This is a genomic window from Bacillus sp. 95MFCvi2.1, from assembly GCF_000374965.1.
In the GTDB taxonomy this organism is placed as follows: Bacteria; Bacillota; Bacilli; order Bacillales; family Bacillaceae_G; genus Bacillus_A; species Bacillus_A pseudomycoides.
Genome location: NZ_KB895690.1, coordinates 291,852 through 306,740 on the forward strand (window position 1 = coordinate 291,852; position 14,889 = coordinate 306,740).

Annotated in this window: 14 protein-coding genes, 1 pseudogene and 1 other annotated feature; of the genes and pseudogenes, 7 read left to right on the plus strand and 8 right to left on the minus strand. The window is 33.3% G+C overall.

Annotation, left to right across the window (positions count from 1 at the left end):
- Positions 1 to 36 precede the first annotated feature (36 nt).
- The 4 genes from C568_RS0101525 to C568_RS0101540 form a co-directional block, all read right to left on the minus strand.
- Positions 37 to 1,968: an ABC transporter permease gene (locus C568_RS0101525; RefSeq protein WP_018780574.1), complete on the minus strand. Its 1,932-nt coding sequence runs from the start codon at positions 1,966 to 1,968 to the stop codon at positions 37 to 39.
- On the minus strand, positions 1,943 to 2,713 hold the full coding sequence (locus tag C568_RS0101530) for an ABC transporter ATP-binding protein (protein ID WP_018780575.1): 771 nt from the start codon (positions 2,711 to 2,713) through the stop codon (positions 1,943 to 1,945). Before C568_RS0101530 ends, C568_RS0101525 begins: the two co-directional genes overlap by 26 nt.
- 142 nt (positions 2,714 to 2,855) lie before the next feature.
- Positions 2,856 to 3,839 (minus strand): sensor histidine kinase, encoded by a 984-nt coding sequence (locus C568_RS0101535; protein ID WP_018780576.1) that lies wholly within the window; start codon positions 3,837 to 3,839, stop codon positions 2,856 to 2,858.
- Positions 3,836 to 4,543 (minus strand): response regulator transcription factor, encoded by a 708-nt coding sequence (locus C568_RS0101540; RefSeq protein WP_018780577.1) that lies wholly within the window; start codon positions 4,541 to 4,543, stop codon positions 3,836 to 3,838. Before C568_RS0101540 ends, C568_RS0101535 begins: the two co-directional genes overlap by 4 nt.
- 209 nt (positions 4,544 to 4,752) lie before the next feature.
- Between C568_RS0101540 and C568_RS30360 the strand changes: the two are divergent.
- From C568_RS30360 to C568_RS0101565, 5 genes and pseudogenes are all read left to right on the plus strand, one after another.
- Positions 4,753 to 5,451: pseudogene (locus tag C568_RS30360) on the plus strand (DUF418 domain-containing protein); the annotation flags it as partial.
- 113 nt (positions 5,452 to 5,564) lie between these two features.
- Positions 5,565 to 6,377: a sensor histidine kinase gene (locus tag C568_RS0101550; RefSeq protein WP_003207223.1), complete on the plus strand. Its 813-nt coding sequence runs from the start codon at positions 5,565 to 5,567 to the stop codon at positions 6,375 to 6,377.
- A gap of 34 nt (positions 6,378 to 6,411) precedes the next feature.
- The gene (locus C568_RS0101555; RefSeq protein WP_018780579.1) at positions 6,412 to 7,017 is read left to right on the plus strand and encodes a response regulator transcription factor; all 606 of its coding nucleotides are present in this window, start codon (positions 6,412 to 6,414) and stop codon (positions 7,015 to 7,017) included.
- A 207-nt stretch (positions 7,018 to 7,224) separates the two neighbouring features.
- The gene (locus C568_RS0101560; protein ID WP_018780580.1) at positions 7,225 to 7,863 is read left to right on the plus strand and encodes a class I SAM-dependent methyltransferase; all 639 of its coding nucleotides are present in this window, start codon (positions 7,225 to 7,227) and stop codon (positions 7,861 to 7,863) included.
- Positions 7,864 to 8,129: 266 nt separating this feature from the next.
- Positions 8,130 to 8,558 carry a cell wall hydrolase gene (locus C568_RS0101565; RefSeq protein WP_003204532.1) on the plus strand — a complete coding sequence of 143 codons (429 nt, stop codon included), beginning with the start codon at positions 8,130 to 8,132 and terminating at the stop codon, positions 8,556 to 8,558.
- A gap of 152 nt (positions 8,559 to 8,710) precedes the next feature.
- On the opposite strand, the gene lysS is transcribed toward C568_RS0101565, so the two are convergent.
- The gene (lysS, locus tag C568_RS0101570; protein ID WP_018780581.1) at positions 8,711 to 10,270 is read right to left on the minus strand and encodes a lysine--tRNA ligase; all 1,560 of its coding nucleotides are present in this window, start codon (positions 10,268 to 10,270) and stop codon (positions 8,711 to 8,713) included.
- Between the two features lie 83 nt (positions 10,271 to 10,353).
- Positions 10,354 to 10,611: a binding site (T-box leader), on the minus strand.
- Positions 10,612 to 10,738: 127 nt separating this feature from the next.
- Between lysS and C568_RS0101580 the strand changes: the two genes are divergently transcribed.
- Positions 10,739 to 11,638, plus strand: coding sequence for an SMP-30/gluconolactonase/LRE family protein (locus C568_RS0101580; protein WP_018780583.1), 900 nt, complete (start codon positions 10,739 to 10,741; stop codon positions 11,636 to 11,638).
- A 222-nt stretch (positions 11,639 to 11,860) separates the two neighbouring features.
- Here C568_RS0101580 and C568_RS0101585 read toward each other — a convergent pair whose 3' ends face one another.
- Complete coding sequence (locus C568_RS0101585; protein WP_006095004.1) at positions 11,861 to 12,196, minus strand: hypothetical protein; 336 nt, start codon at positions 12,194 to 12,196, stop codon at positions 11,861 to 11,863.
- 11 nt (positions 12,197 to 12,207) lie between these two features.
- Positions 12,208 to 13,377 (minus strand): ParM/StbA family protein, encoded by a 1,170-nt coding sequence (locus tag C568_RS0101590; protein ID WP_003204545.1) that lies wholly within the window; start codon positions 13,375 to 13,377, stop codon positions 12,208 to 12,210.
- Positions 13,378 to 13,617: 240 nt separating this feature from the next.
- Between C568_RS0101590 and C568_RS0101595 the strand changes: the two genes are divergently transcribed.
- Positions 13,618 to 14,022: a hypothetical protein gene (locus C568_RS0101595; protein ID WP_018780584.1), complete on the plus strand. Its 405-nt coding sequence runs from the start codon at positions 13,618 to 13,620 to the stop codon at positions 14,020 to 14,022.
- A gap of 239 nt (positions 14,023 to 14,261) precedes the next feature.
- Here the strand turns inward: C568_RS0101595 and C568_RS0101600 are convergent, their stop codons facing one another.
- Positions 14,262 to 14,750 carry a GNAT family N-acetyltransferase gene (locus C568_RS0101600; protein ID WP_018766012.1) on the minus strand — a complete coding sequence of 163 codons (489 nt, stop codon included), beginning with the start codon at positions 14,748 to 14,750 and terminating at the stop codon, positions 14,262 to 14,264.
- Between the last annotated feature and the right edge of the window lie 139 nt (positions 14,751 to 14,889).

Below are 14,889 nucleotides of genomic sequence, written 5' to 3' on the forward strand. Positions count from 1 at the left end.
TCTCTATAATATAATCAAGCCCTATTCATAGTGCTTTTATTGATCCATTGTCTTATAAAGTTTTTGGAGGTAACGCCAACGAGTTATAAAGAAATACAAAATTTGTATACATACAAATGATATTAAGATAACGATAGAACTGTTTAAAATAGAAAAATCCACTAATTGTTGTAATGCGGTATATGCAACTGCAGTATGAATTACCGCAACGATAATTGGTAAAAAGAACATGATTAGCAGCTGCCTTGTTACGATCCTTTTTAACTCGCGTCTACTTAATCCCATTTTCGAGATCATTTTATATTGTTGCTGATCTCGATTTAAATCTGTATATAAACGGAAATAAATAAAGCTCGCTGCAAATGTAAAGAAGACAATTCCCACTAAAACACTTGCCATAAGTAGTAATCCGTTTGTCTGTTTTGCTTGTAACCACTGCAATGCTAGAGCTGCGAAATAAAAATGGCGCTCTCCACTCTCTCTGTCCAGTATGCTAGTTAATTGTTGTGAAATTTCTTTTGTTTTCATCCAATTATCTGCAACAAATCCGTAAATACGTTCTTTGGACTGCGGGATATCCTCACGATCAATAAAAGGAACTTTATCATACACTTGGTCTTGTACTGCAATTAAAGTACTTCCTACTTCATGTGGTAAAACTAAATGTTTCACAGCCTTTTTCACATGAAATGTTTGCATCCAATCTCCATGAATTACTTCAATTTCTTTTTTGAATTCCCTATTTTCAAATTCTTGTTTTTGTGCCACCCATCCTGGGACTAGCAAAATTTCATCTTCTCTATCAAGCGTCTCCTCTTGATAGCCTAGAGCCTTCGCAAGATTATTATATTCACTTAATTTCATAACAGAAACATTACTTTCCGTATATTTAGTAGAAGCAGATGCAAATTGATAAGAGATATTGGCATCTTCAAGATGCTTCTTAATTGTTGAAAGGTGTTCATTTACCATTTTATTTCCTTCAAAACTCATATACGTAAATGTATAAGGATTTGTCATTCTTGCTAGTTCTTGATTCCCAAGTGCAGCGGTAGTTCCAATTGCAGTGAACGCCACTGCTGAAATGATAGATACAATAAAAAACATCATTGCATTATCTTTCATACGGTAAATTAATTCTGAAAATGTTAATATATTTGTTCTTTTCAAAAATAAAGATTCTCTCTTTTTCGCTATACGCAATAAAAAAACACTACATTGTGTGTATAAAAAATATGTTCCAATGATTACAAGTAATACACCTAATACTAATAGAACCGGATTTTGACTAATGATAAAACGAAATACTGTACTATATCCCCCACCTATACTAAGTAGAGATAAAAATGATAGTAAAAGAGAGGCCTTTGGTTCAGGCTTTGGTTTTTCTTCTGTTTGAATCAGTTCCACAAGTTCAGTCACTTTTATCATCTTAAAAGTAACAAGTGATACAATTAAAAATAAAAGCAGGAATGTAATAATTGTTAATACAATCGCTTGAATTGGAATATAAAACGGCAATCCATTGTTAATCATTAAAATACTTGCGCTAATGAGTAACACTAATTTAGAAAAGATAAGACCAATGATAATACCTATAAAAATCGAAGAAATACCAATTAACATATTTTCAATTAATACTAACTTTTTTAACTGCCTAATAGACATTCCTTGTATCATTAAAATACCAAACTCTTTTTTACGTGTTTTTAAAAATGAGCTTACTGAATATAAGATAAAGAAAAATGAAAAAACAAAAATCAAGCCTTGTGAGATCCTAAACCCGATTGTTCCGAGTTCACTTATCGTTTCACTTGTCGATTTTAACTCCCCTGTTAAATTAGGATGAAATAATAAAAGCGCGTATGTAAAAAAAATCATAATAGAAAATGTACTACTTAAAAAATGAGCGGCATATGTCCGTTTATTACGAAAAACATTATTAAACGCGAATTGACGAAAAGTCATGCCTTTTCCCTCCTAACAACGAGAGAACATCCATAATCTTTTGGTAAAAAGCTTGCCTACTTTCACCGCAGTAAATTTCATTATACAATTCACCGTCTTTAATGAAGATAACGCGACTACAGTAACTTGCTGCATATGGATCATGAGTAACAAGCATCATGGTTGCACGTTCTTTCTTATTCAGTTCTTCTAACATATCCATCACATCATTCGAAGACTTAGAATCTAAGTTTCCCGTAGGTTCATCCGCTAATAACAATTGTGGCTTATGAATGATTGCACGAGCAATTGCGGTTCGCTGTGCTTGACCACCTGAAATTTCATATGTTCTTTTATGCAAAATATCGAGAATGCCTAACTTTTCTGCAACTTCTTCCACCCGCTTATTCATTTCCTTTACAGCCACTCCATCTAACGTCATCGGCAACACAATGTTTTCTTTTACAGTAAGCGTACTGAGAAGATTAAAAGATTGAAAAACAAATCCTAACTGTTGTCGACGAAATAACGCTAATTCTTCAGATGACAATTGAAAAGGGTTCGTACCATTTATTAAAATGTTTCCTGATGTTGGTGAATCAATCGTGGATACCATATTTAACAATGTAGTTTTCCCACTACCAGACGGTCCCATAATCCCAACAAATTCACCCTCTTGAATAGATAAATCAATATCAGCAAGAGCTTTATAAGGAACTTTACCCTTATATACCTTACTAATCCCTTTCGCCTGCAATATTTCCATACTTTATTCTCCCTTCATTTATACTAACTAATTTGAAGTGTAAAGGAGTTATCTTACATCTCATATTGATTCGTCTTTCATTTATCTTACAACTTTGTAAGATTTCTAAAAAAGCTGATGAAATAGAATCTTTCATCAGCTTTTATAAAGTATAAAAAATAATCCGTACAGTCGTACCTTTTTTTACTTCAGAATAGATTTCTACTTTGTGACCTAAATGTTTTGCAATTTCATGTACAAGATATAGTCCCATCCCTGTAGATTCTTTAAAATCTCTACCATTCTCTCCTGTGAAGAAAGGTTGAAATACTCGTGGTATATCTTGCTTCGGTATGCCTACTCCAAAATCACTCACTTCTAAGATGACCCGCTTGTCTACATTATATGCTTTCAGTATAATTTTTTCTCTACTACCCGTTGAATATTTAATTGCATTAGAGAGAATCTGACCAACTAAGAATTGAAGCCACTTCGCATCACTCTCTACAATGATGTCTTTTTCAATTTTTACTTCGGGATATACAAAATTGCGGATAAAAAAACGCTTATGTTCATGTATTGCTTCGTTTACTAACTTATACAATTGGACTCTTTCTACATAAAAATCTTGTGTGAAAGTTTCCAGACGTGCCACATATAAAGCCATTTCTAATCCTTTTTTTAATTTATCCGCTTCTTCATTGATACTTTCAAATCGAGGATCAACTTCATCTTGTGTAAGTAATTCAATAACAGATAAAGGTGTTTTCATTTGATGAATCCATTGATTCATAAAAGTTAAATGCTCCTCATTTTTACGTTCCTGCACTTGTAACTGATTCTGATAATGACGGTATTGTACTTCTAATAACTCATGTAATGCAGTAGACAAGACTGCAAAATCTGATTTTTGCACGGATTCATCTAAAGATCGCAGCGGATTTGCTAACCTTTCATAAAAAGACTTATGGGTAAAATAGCGATATAGTAAATATGCAATCAAAAAACATAATCCTAAAAACATTGCATAAAGTGCAGTTGTCATATGACGATAGCCATCAAACCAATAAACAAGAAAAATAGCAATGAATTGAAAAATTGTAAAGCATAGCAGTGGAATATGCTCACGTATAAATAGTTTTATCATTTTTCTCCACCGATTTCCCATGTTATATGTAATCGATAACCGACACTACGAATGGTTTCAATTGCACCTTGAATACCTAATGCTTGCAACTTTTTCCTAACGCGTGTTGTATTCACACTTAGTGTATTATCATCAACATATGATTCACTATCCCAAAGTTTGTTCAATAGCACTTCTCTACTTACAACGCGCGGATAATTTTTCATTAACATTTCTAACAAAATTGCTTCATTTCTTGTTACATCAATTTCTTGATTACGTAATTGTAATACTAAACGCTCTGGAAACAAAGTAAGCCCTTGTTGTTCAATCATTCGTTCTTCTATTTTGGGTGCATAATCTCCATATGCACGCCTTAGTTGACTACGAATTTTCGCCATTACAACTTCATAATGAAACGGCTTTGGAATATAATCATCCCCACCATTTTCTAATGCCATCACTTGATCCATTGTTCCTTCACGAGCTGAAATAAATAAAATAGGACACGTAGAAATAGCGCGAATTTGCCTGCACCAATAATATCCATCGAAACTTGGTAAATTAATATCTAGTAGCACTAAGTCTGGTTTCTCTTGTAAAAACATATCTAATACACATTGAAAATCAACAATAACAATTGCTTGATACCTGTATTTCTCGATATAAGAAGATAATAATTCCGCGATTTTAGGATCATCTTCCACAATCATAATTTTAACCATGTTTTCATTCCTTTCTTATACTCTCTACGTATGCATATACTACCATATTTTTTCTTACTTATTTTTAAAAATTCATTGCATGACTATTTAAACACTGCATTTCTTCGCCTATATGACAGGTGTCATTTACTTTAACTGACACCTATGCATACAAAATACTCCTTTTTAAAGATACAATAATGACAAAATCATAAGAAAAGAGGAAAATAATGAGAAATAACAACAAAAGAATTCGTTTGCTTGATATATTAAGAGGCTTTGCTGTGTTAGGAACACTTGGTACAAACATTTGGATTTTTGCATATTTAGGTGATATTTCTTATATCTTTACGTTCGATCATGCAATTTGGTGGATGTCAGTTAATGATTTTATTCGGCTGTTCGTTTTATTTTTAGTGAACGGAAAACTTCTCGGTTTATTAACAATTATGTTTGGTGTAGGACTTGAACTCAAATATCAACAATCTTTACGCAAAGGAAATACATGGCCTGGCGTTTACCTATGGACTTCTTTTATACTTTTATTAGAAGGTTTCATTCATTTCACCTTGGTTATGGAATATGATATTTTAATGAGCTATGGAATAACCGCAATTATTGTTGCTTTCATTATTAAACGTGGTGACAAATGGATTAATCGAGCTATGAAAATGATAGGTATCTTTCACGGAGCTGCTATGCTTGTCATTCTTGCTATATTTATGTATTTAAAATTCATAGGAGGTAACATTTCACTAGGTAACGCTAATGAAATTGCAACTCTTTATAGTGATGGAACTTGGTTTGAACAAATCCATTATCGACTAACAAACTTTATTGCGAATCGACTGGAAGTAATTTTTGTTATTCCAATGAATATTTTCCTTTTCCTATTAGGGATACGTCTTATGCGTGCTGGCGCCTTCTCCTCTCCAGTTTATGTAGCTGCATATTATTTGCACTACTTGCAATATTCATCGAATCATGGCTGCTTTTTTATGGTTTTGTCATCGGGAATTTATTAGGAAGAGCCCAATCTAAATTGTATATCGGCATCGGTACAGTAGGCATCGCAATGATGTTTTTTCTTGTTAGTTGGTATACCTTTGGTCACCCTTTTTACATATTAAAAACTTCTTTGCTTCTTGCCTTTATCCTTCAACTTGTACAACCATTTGTCATCCATATCCGGGAAAAAGCAAAATCTTTACAAAAGGAGCTAAGCGCCGCAAACTCTCAAATTGAAAGATATATTCAAGAAGAAGAAAGACACCGCATTGCAAGAGACCTTCATGATACACTCGGGCAAACATTGACAATGATTAAACTGAAAAGTGAACTGACAATACGATTGATAGAAAAGGATCCACCACAAGCAAAACAAGAATTAAATGATATTTTAGACACATCACGTTTCGCATTAAAACAAGTACGTGAACTAGTTACTGATATGAAATATATATCGATTGAAAGTGAATTAAATCATCTACGTGAGCTATTACATACAGCCGGTATCCAATTTACGACTAATGCAAATAGAAACGCACCTTTGTTAACAAATGTTGCGGAAACAATGGTTGCTCTCTCTATAAGAGAGGCCATTACAAATATTCTAAGGCATAGCCAAGCAAACCATTGTACAATCGTTCAAGAAATGGATACAAAATGGTTTCAAATAAAAATAAACGATGATGGAATTGGCTTTCAACATGAGCCACTTGGATTCGGAGTTCAATCAATTCGGGAACGAATGAAGATAATACATGGCACAGTAGATATACATACATTAAGAAACAACGGCACAACGATTATTTTAAAGATACCTATTTCAACAAACTTAGTAGAAACAAATTAACCTTGTAAAACGATACAAGAAAGGCGGCAGTAAAATGATTCGTATTGTAATTGCTGAGGATCAAAAAATGCTTCGCGGAGCCCTAGTTTCTCTATTAAGACTAGAAGATGACATTGAAGTGATTGCAGAAGTTTCAAATGGGGTAGATGCTTGGAACATTATTACAAAACAACAACCCGATGTGTGTCTTCTCGATATCGAAATCCCCGACATCACTGGACTTGAAATCGCAGAAAAATTAAGAACAATGGGACATTCCTGTAAAATAATGATAGTTACAACTTTTGCTCGTCCAGGATACTTGCAAAAAGCGATGGACGCAAAAGTAGACGCATATTTACTAAAGGACGAACCAATTGAATTTCTTATTGAAGCGATTCATAAAGTAATGAATGGTGAACGTGTAGTAAGTGCAGACCTAACTGCTACGCTGTTTTTAAAAGAAGATAATCCACTAACTGCCCGTGAAGTAGAGATACTCCGTATGGTTAAAAACGGGATGACAACGGGAGAAATTGGTAAAACATTGTATTTAACAAACGGAACTGTTAGAAATTATTTATCATCTTCCATTCAAAAGCTTGAAGCTGAATCAAGATTTCAAGCCATTCGTATCGCTGATGAAAAAGGATGGATATGATGTAAGATGCGGTATAGTAAAAGGGATGCTTCTTCTACACCTTTCCTCCCTGTTAAAATACAAGTTTGTTATAAGTTAATTTAAATATTATTTCTTTTTTTATTCAAATTTCTCATATCAAAAAATTCAGTATTTTTAAAGTCTATTTTTTCCTTAATGCAAACTCTATAATCAAATGTAAACTATAAGAAAGGAATGAGTTAACTAATGAAACAGCAAAAACAATATTGGAACGAGGTTGCACATGAAAAACAATTTACAACTCCCTTTCGATTTGATTTGTTTCAAACACATGTAAAACAAGAAGCGACTATCTTAGACTATGGATGTGGATATGGAAGAACATTGCGTGAGTTAAGAAAAACACAGTTTACCAATCTTTATGGCGTTGACTTCTCAGAAGAAATGATTAAAAGAGCAAAAGTAGACGATATGGGGATTCATTTTAGTGTCATTGAAAATAGAAACCTAGCATTTCCTGATAATTATTTTGACTCTGTACTTTTATTCGCAGTACTAACTTGTATTCATAGTGACGAAGAACAAAGAGCGATTTTAGATGAAATTAAGAGAGTCTTAAAACCTAATGGAATAATTTATATTAATGACTTTCTATTAAATCAGGACAATCGTATTTTAAAGCGATACGATCAATTTTATCAAAAATATGATATATACGGTGTATTTGAATTACCTGACGGAGCCATTTTACGCCATCATAATGAAGAACAAGTAAAGTGCTGGATGAAGGATTTTAAACAGCTGGCATATGAGAAAGTGGAATATACAACAATGAATGGGAATCGATCCAACGGGGTAGTTTGTATAGGGAAATTAATAAAATAAAACCTTAGAACTTGGAGTATGCTATGGTGATTTATAATCAGACTAATAATAAAAACTTTACACTTGCATATCCCCTCCTTGTTAAGACAACATTCTTTACTAAAGTTAACACAGCGAAAGAAACAATGCTTTTCTTATTCAACACAGACAGAAAATAATCAAACACTTTTATAAGCCAACTATTCTTAAAACACATTTGTAAAAGCACCACACTCATTTTCCTACATAACCTTTACTATAACCACCTCTACAAGGGAGGAACTAATATGGCTCTTATTCCTTATAATGAAAGCGATGTCGATTTATTAGCACGCTTAATCCGTGCTGAGGCTGAAGGTGAAGGTAGACAAGGCGAACAGCTTGTCGGCTGCGTTGTAGTAAACCGCGTTTTTTGTGACTGCTTAGACTTTAAACAATTACGTACCGTAAGTGATGCGGTATATCAAACTCCAGGTGGATTTGAAGCTGTACAATACGGATATTTTTATCAACGTGCTCGTGACTCAGAAAAAGAAATTGCAAGACGTGTATTACAAGGTGAATGGCGCTGGCCAGCAAGATGGTCCCTTTGGTATTTCCGGCCGACTGGTGCTTGTCCACCGGAATGGTATAATCAACCATTTGCAGGGCAATTTAAAAGTCATTGTTTTTATGAACCAATCGGGGATGAATGTCCGAAAATGTATACGCGATAATAACTTTATAAAATTCACCACATTCTATTAGTTACAACCTTAAGAATTCAAGGACGCGCATATACAAGTCCTTGAATTCTTAGTTATACTATTAATCAACTCAAACACAGCTTGATAATATAATTTGTGTTTGAGTTAGTATTCTACTCTACTTAGTTACAAAAATCCAATAAGGACACTATTTTCTCGGCACCTATTACAGATATAAGTAACGGTATCCGTGGACCACTTGGCTGATTGATAACAAGTCTATAAATGATTCTAAAAAGTAATTTTTGATTCTCTTTCATTATCTTTTTACTTTCATTATGACAAATTTCATATATCTGTTCCATTATCTTTGGACTATCCGCATTTGTAGGAACTATTTCACAAACTTCTAAAATCCACTTTTTCTGTACCTCTTCCAATGTTTCGTAAAACTCCCAATTCTTTTCTTTATTTACTTCAATGATTTTTTGCGGTTGTAAATTTCGAATCCAGTATTCCACACGATTACTTATTTTCATAATGTCAATCAAGCTATAATCTGCATCCACTTTCGCTAATATCTCTTGTAAAATATGAGTATCAAAGTTCACTAATGGCAAGATGCCTGCTACTTGATTAAATTTTGGTAAGCTGGCATTTTCATCACTAACGCCGGAAAGCCTAATTACATCACGGAACTCTTCATTATTTAGCTTATTATTTTGATAACCTTCTTTATATCTTTCATACTCAGTATAATTCCGAATCACATCCTCATCCATACCAATATGAAATGCTGCATTTGGTTTATATTTTGAAAACATAAATAGAATGACTTCTGGCAAATACACATTTAATAATTCACTTGGAGTAATGATATTCCCAGCAGAACTTGACATTTTTTGATTATTACCTTTTATTCCAATGAAATCATAGGCAACATAATTCGGTGCCTCATAATTGAAAATTTTACTAGCTATCTCCTTTGAAACATTATAACTACCTGTTTCGGCTGAATGATCTCTCCCACCCGGTTCAAAAATCACATCTTCTATCATCCATCTCATCGGCCAATCAATTTTCCAATTTAATTTCATGTGACTCGTTTGCGTTACTGATAATACATTATGACTCCCACATTCACACTCATATCGGATTGTTTCCGATGTTTCATCAAAATTTGTTATTTTTGTTGAATCTTTCCCGCATTGCTCACAATATAGCGTAATTGGATAAAAAATCTCCCGCTCATCTTCAGATGGTTCACTCGTTTTGAATTTCATTAATACGTCGTAGATTTCTTTTCTTCTTTTTAATGCTTGAAGTATATGTTGATTATATCTCCCAGTTCTATATTCTTCATGTTGATAAATAAACTCCACATCAATGCCAAAAGTTTCTAATGATTTTTCAAATTCTTTTTCAAAATGCTCTGCATACGATTTATGGCAACCATATGGATCTGGAATATCACAATATGGCATACCAATATATTTCTCAAATGATGAATCAACGTTTTTCGGAACCTTTCTAAATCGGTCGTAGTCATCCCATGAAAATATAAATCGTGTCTTTTTTCCTAAATCTTGAAGTGCTCTTACAACAAAATAGGTCGTTATTATTTCTCGAAAATTACCTATATGAACAGACCCCGAAGGACTAATTCCGGATGCACATACAAACGTCTCTTTATTTGGATGTTTTTGAATAAGTTCATGCGCGATTTGATATGCCCAGTGCATATAATTCACCTCTTATTAATTTTTTATTTACTCTTCCACTTCCTTTTCAAAACAAAAAAACTCCCACCCCCAAGATTATTCATCTTGAGGACGAGAGTTGTTCACTTCGTGGTACCACCTCAGTTTATTAATATGTCACCATATTAATCTCTTCAGGTACGGCAATCATTTGCTTATACCCTATCTCTATAACGGGAGAACCCGTCGCATTATCCCTAAACAAGTTAGTTCTATGCACAGCTCCAAGTCTTTTTTCGTTAAGATTTTTACCCCTCCTTCTCAGCTACCGGAGTTCTCTGTATGCAATCATTCTTAACTACTCTTCTCTTCATTGCCACTTTTGTTATAAGTTATTTTCCATATAATAATTTATAATGTTATCGTTGTCAAATTTCTCCAAATTAAAGGGTTTGCTACCATTTTCATCGAATATATATAGGTTATCTTTATAGAAAGGAGAAAAATACATTGTTAGGAAAATTAGAATTAGTTATCGATGCTAAAGCAAACTTAGGAGAAGGCCCTTGTTGGGATGAAGAAAAGCAAATATTATACTGGGTTGATATTTTAGGGAAAAAGGTATGCATTTATAACCCTATTACAAATATAAATCGTAAAATTTCATTAGACCAACAAATTGGATGTGTCGTTCAAGATGCATCTGGCGGAGTTATATTAGCAATGGAGCGTGGTTTCCATTCTCTTAATCTTGAAACAGAGGAATTAAAACTTATTCATAACCCGGAGTCTCACCTGTCAGAAAATCGCTTTAACGATGGAAAGTGCGATCCCGCTGGTCGCTTTTGGGCTGGCACTACCGATTTATATGGAGTCAGCGCAGCTGGTTCTTTATATTTCTTGGATACTGATTTTAGTGTAAAAAAGCAATTAGAACATGTAAATACATCCAATGGTTTAGCCTGGTCACCCGACCAGCGGTATCTTTATTTCATTGACACACCTACTAAAAAAGTCACTCGTTTTGATTATGATATACACACTGGAACAATTAGTAACCCAATAGATATCATTATTATTCCTAATAGTGAAGGATTACCTGATGGAATGACAATTGATGAGGAAGGCTGTTTGTGGATTGCACATTGGGGCGGTGCTAAAATCACAAGATGGAATCCAATGACTGGCGAAAAAATTCTAACAGTTCCTGTTCCGGCACTCAATGTAACTTCCTGTACATTTGGAGGACCTGACTTAACAGAATTATATATTACTACTGCCAGGACAAGAATGAACCAAGATCAATTAGAAGTTTATCCATATGCTGGTGGCGTATTCCGAATAAAAACACAGGTTAAAGGGTGTCCAACTTATCAGTTTAATCATAAGAAATCGCAGGTAAAAAAATGAATCGAATAGAGTACATTAGACAAGGAAAAAAAGTATCATGACCTTTGTTATGAAGAATCGCTTTCAAAATTCTCCCTCCTTATTTTTTTATTTTAATAAACATCCATTTACCTTCAAAATATTCCGTACTTTCGGTTTGAATTTCGCATGATTAATGGGCAAAAAAAGCCTACCACTTAATCATATTTACAGTGGTAGGCTTTAGATATACTTTTATATGTTTTAAAAGAAGGGACAATCTATTTGATCAATAAATTCCCAAGATTTATTTTCTACACATTCGGCAGGTCCTTTCTTTTCCATTGACACTTTTCTAAGAGGATTTACTTCAAATTTAAACATAGAAGTAGGTTCAATATACATGGAAAAAACATAGCTGCTAGGTAAAGTTTTAGATACATCAATATCGCCTACTTGTTTAAACAATTGCTGGGCACCGTATAAAAAAAATTTTGTTACATCAGATTGCTTATTAATCCATGCGATCATTTCAGAAGATACAGATTTATTTAAATGGATTTTTACCCGATCACCACGCTTATACCGCTTGCGCCCCATACTCACACCAACTAACTAATTGTTAAATTCGTAAATCCCAATTCTTTTTGTTTATGTTCTCTATACCGTGGTGAACATGTATAAACTAATAATCCACGTGCATTTGTAAATAGAGGGTTATCTACAAATATTACATTTTTTAAACGACCTTTTTGTTTTAAAATAAGTTGCAAACTGTTTTTAATGATGACAGCGCCCCCGCCATAGATAAATACATACGGATCATCTTTCATATCATCAATTTTATTAATAATATCCGTTGCAACTCGTGCAGCTAATCCTAGAAATGCCTGTTGTGACTCTTCTACTAGCATTGCATGCCTTGGGTGTTTCTCATTTAAATAAATTTGATTAAACTCTGTAATACTATCTATTGTTTTTGTCGGATGCTTCCGATTCCATCTTGTAATAATCTGCAATAAAGTTTCTTTAACTCCATAGGACAATCCTTTACTTAATTGCGGTCTAAAATTCACTCCAAATGAAACAACTTCCTCAGTTGTACCCGCACCAATATCAAAAGATAATAATGTTTTATCCACAAAATCAATCTCTGTAATAGCATCTTTTTCACTTGCAACTTTATGTTTTAAAATATTACCTTCCTCATCGTACACAATCCCCCAGGTCCCAGACGCCCCTTCTGGTAAGCATTTACAGTACTCAATGGATATATTTATCGTTACATCTCTTCCATTTGGATAATGAAAAATAATTTTATGATTTCCCATATAACGTTTAGCGTTTTCTGCTGCGATTTCTTGCGTAATAGTTTGCATTGGAAGAGCAACTGATAAATCGTAACGAATATTAATATGATCTAATTTCGGACTATGACGCATAGCGCTAATTGCTAAACCTGATAAAATCGTTAGAACCATTAATTCATCTGTAGATTTATTAGACTTCTTCTCTACTTCGGTCCCTTTTAACTGATCATTGATAACCTTTTGCCCAACAATGTAACGTACATTATTCAACATGAGTGAAGATGAATTAATCGTCACATCTATATGATTTTCCACTTCAGATATCGGTACATCCTCTTCGTCTAATAAGCCTGTCGGTTCCCCAATATACAGTGAATATATACTTGGAATATAAATCGGATTTTGGCCTTTCACCATTAACTTTAAACCATTATTTCCAGCGTCTGCACCCGCTTTTAAAAGTATGGACATATTTACCCCCCAATTTAATCTGACATCCCTTCCAAATATATGCAAATAATAACTTTAACATTCAAACCAAATAGAAATCTTTTTCCTTTCTGTTTTTTAATGTTTATTTCTAAACTGAGAAATAAATAATTAATTTTCATAAATTCATCTATTTATGTAAAATATATTTGACATTACTCCCTGTCATTTTTATACTATTAAGTGTAAAGAGTTTTTTACACTTATAAAGAGGTGAATACGATGAATCAGAATAAGTTTATTTTCGTAGTTATTATACTATCATTACTTGGAATACTCATACATGGCGCATACAAATATACGACCGAAGGAGCCATTCTCGGAGGGACTATTTTTGGAGCTTCTTTAATAATTAGTTATTTAATAAATCATATGACATGGGGAGATCCAAACGGCGTGTCAGAAGAAAGTCAAGATGAAATGGGACAACAAATTACATATAAAAGTTTCAAAATTGGATATTTTGTATTAGTCGTTATTATGTTTATTTTATTGATTTGGTCAGAAGGATTTTCTACCTTATATTCGCTTGATAATATTCAAAATCTCCCTTTATTTATAGCGCTTTGTTCTTCATTCATTGTTATTCCACTTGTAGAATTCGTTGTTTCGAAACGATATCAATAAAGGTATACATAATAGGAGAAGGCATTCCCTTACATAGGAATGCCTTCTCTTTCTTCTTCATATTTTTTACAAACTTGTTCTAATGTTGGTCCAGTTCATCAATAAGCCGGTAATGTTTATAATCAATTTCATAACAGTTATTACGCAAAATAGCTATCATTGATATTACCACACTACGCAGCGTCTCTTTTCCTTTTGGAGACCATCTACATTCGGTCGCACGTATACTTGGTGAATTATCAAGATGGTAAATATAAAACAAGCTGCCTTCCAATTGGGCCCATTCTTCTTTGACCTCTATCTTCAAATCCTACTTTTAAATACAGCTTTTGAGCAGGAATATTTTTTTCATTTACAGCTAGTACAATTTCATTTTTATTCGGAAAATAGGATGCTACAAAGTCATGTAATAAGGCTAATCCTTTTTTGGCATACCCTTTTCCTTGTTTCTCGTAATTGATAGAAAAGGCAACTAAAAGTAAAGCATTGGGATTATCTGTGTATTCTGCTACCCTCGTTCCTGATTGTAATGCGAAAATTCCTACTGGTGTATGATTCGCTAAAATAACAACAACATTTCGAGTTGTGTCTTTTTTAGCTTTTTCAAGCAAGTCACTTGGTTTTGCTGTAAATTGAATTTGTTCACTAGGTAAAATAAATGCGTCTATAATTTCTTTATATTTTTCATCATATGGAATAAGCTGAATATCTTCTGTTTGCAAATTCATTTTTATTTCCCCTTTTCTTCTAATTACTAACTTAAACCTTGCTGTGACTTAGAACGTACTTTTCCATCTAAAAAGGTAATCTCAGCAAAGGATTGCGGTGGATTTCCTTTCTAGGCAAAAGTTTATTTCTTTATTTCTT

Bases quoted from the DNA above. Each gene is read 5' to 3' on its own strand.
- C568_RS0101525 (WP_018780574.1), bottom strand. From the start codon at position 1,968: ATGACTTTTCGTCAATTCGCGTTTAATAATGTTTTTCGTAATAAACGG.
- C568_RS0101530 (WP_018780575.1), bottom strand. From the start codon at position 2,713: ATGGAAATATTGCAGGCGAAAGGGATTAGTAAGGTATATAAGGGTAAA.
- C568_RS0101535 (WP_018780576.1), bottom strand. From the start codon at position 3,839: ATGATAAAACTATTTATACGTGAGCATATTCCACTGCTATGCTTTACA.
- C568_RS0101540 (WP_018780577.1), bottom strand. From the start codon at position 4,543: ATGGTTAAAATTATGATTGTGGAAGATGATCCTAAAATCGCGGAATTA.
- C568_RS0101555 (WP_018780579.1), top strand. From the start codon at position 6,412: ATGATTCGTATTGTAATTGCTGAGGATCAAAAAATGCTTCGCGGAGCC.
- C568_RS0101560 (WP_018780580.1), top strand. From the start codon at position 7,225: ATGAAACAGCAAAAACAATATTGGAACGAGGTTGCACATGAAAAACAA.
- C568_RS0101565 (WP_003204532.1), top strand. From the start codon at position 8,130: ATGGCTCTTATTCCTTATAATGAAAGCGATGTCGATTTATTAGCACGC.
- lysS (WP_018780581.1), bottom strand. From the start codon at position 10,270: ATGCACTGGGCATATCAAATCGCGCATGAACTTATTCAAAAACATCCA.
- C568_RS0101585 (WP_006095004.1), bottom strand. From the start codon at position 12,196: ATGGGGCGCAAGCGGTATAAGCGTGGTGATCGGGTAAAAATCCATTTA.
- C568_RS0101590 (WP_003204545.1), bottom strand. From the start codon at position 13,377: ATGTCCATACTTTTAAAAGCGGGTGCAGACGCTGGAAATAATGGTTTA.
- C568_RS0101595 (WP_018780584.1), top strand. From the start codon at position 13,618: ATGAATCAGAATAAGTTTATTTTCGTAGTTATTATACTATCATTACTT.
- C568_RS0101600 (WP_018766012.1), bottom strand. From the start codon at position 14,750: ATGAATTTGCAAACAGAAGATATTCAGCTTATTCCATATGATGAAAAA.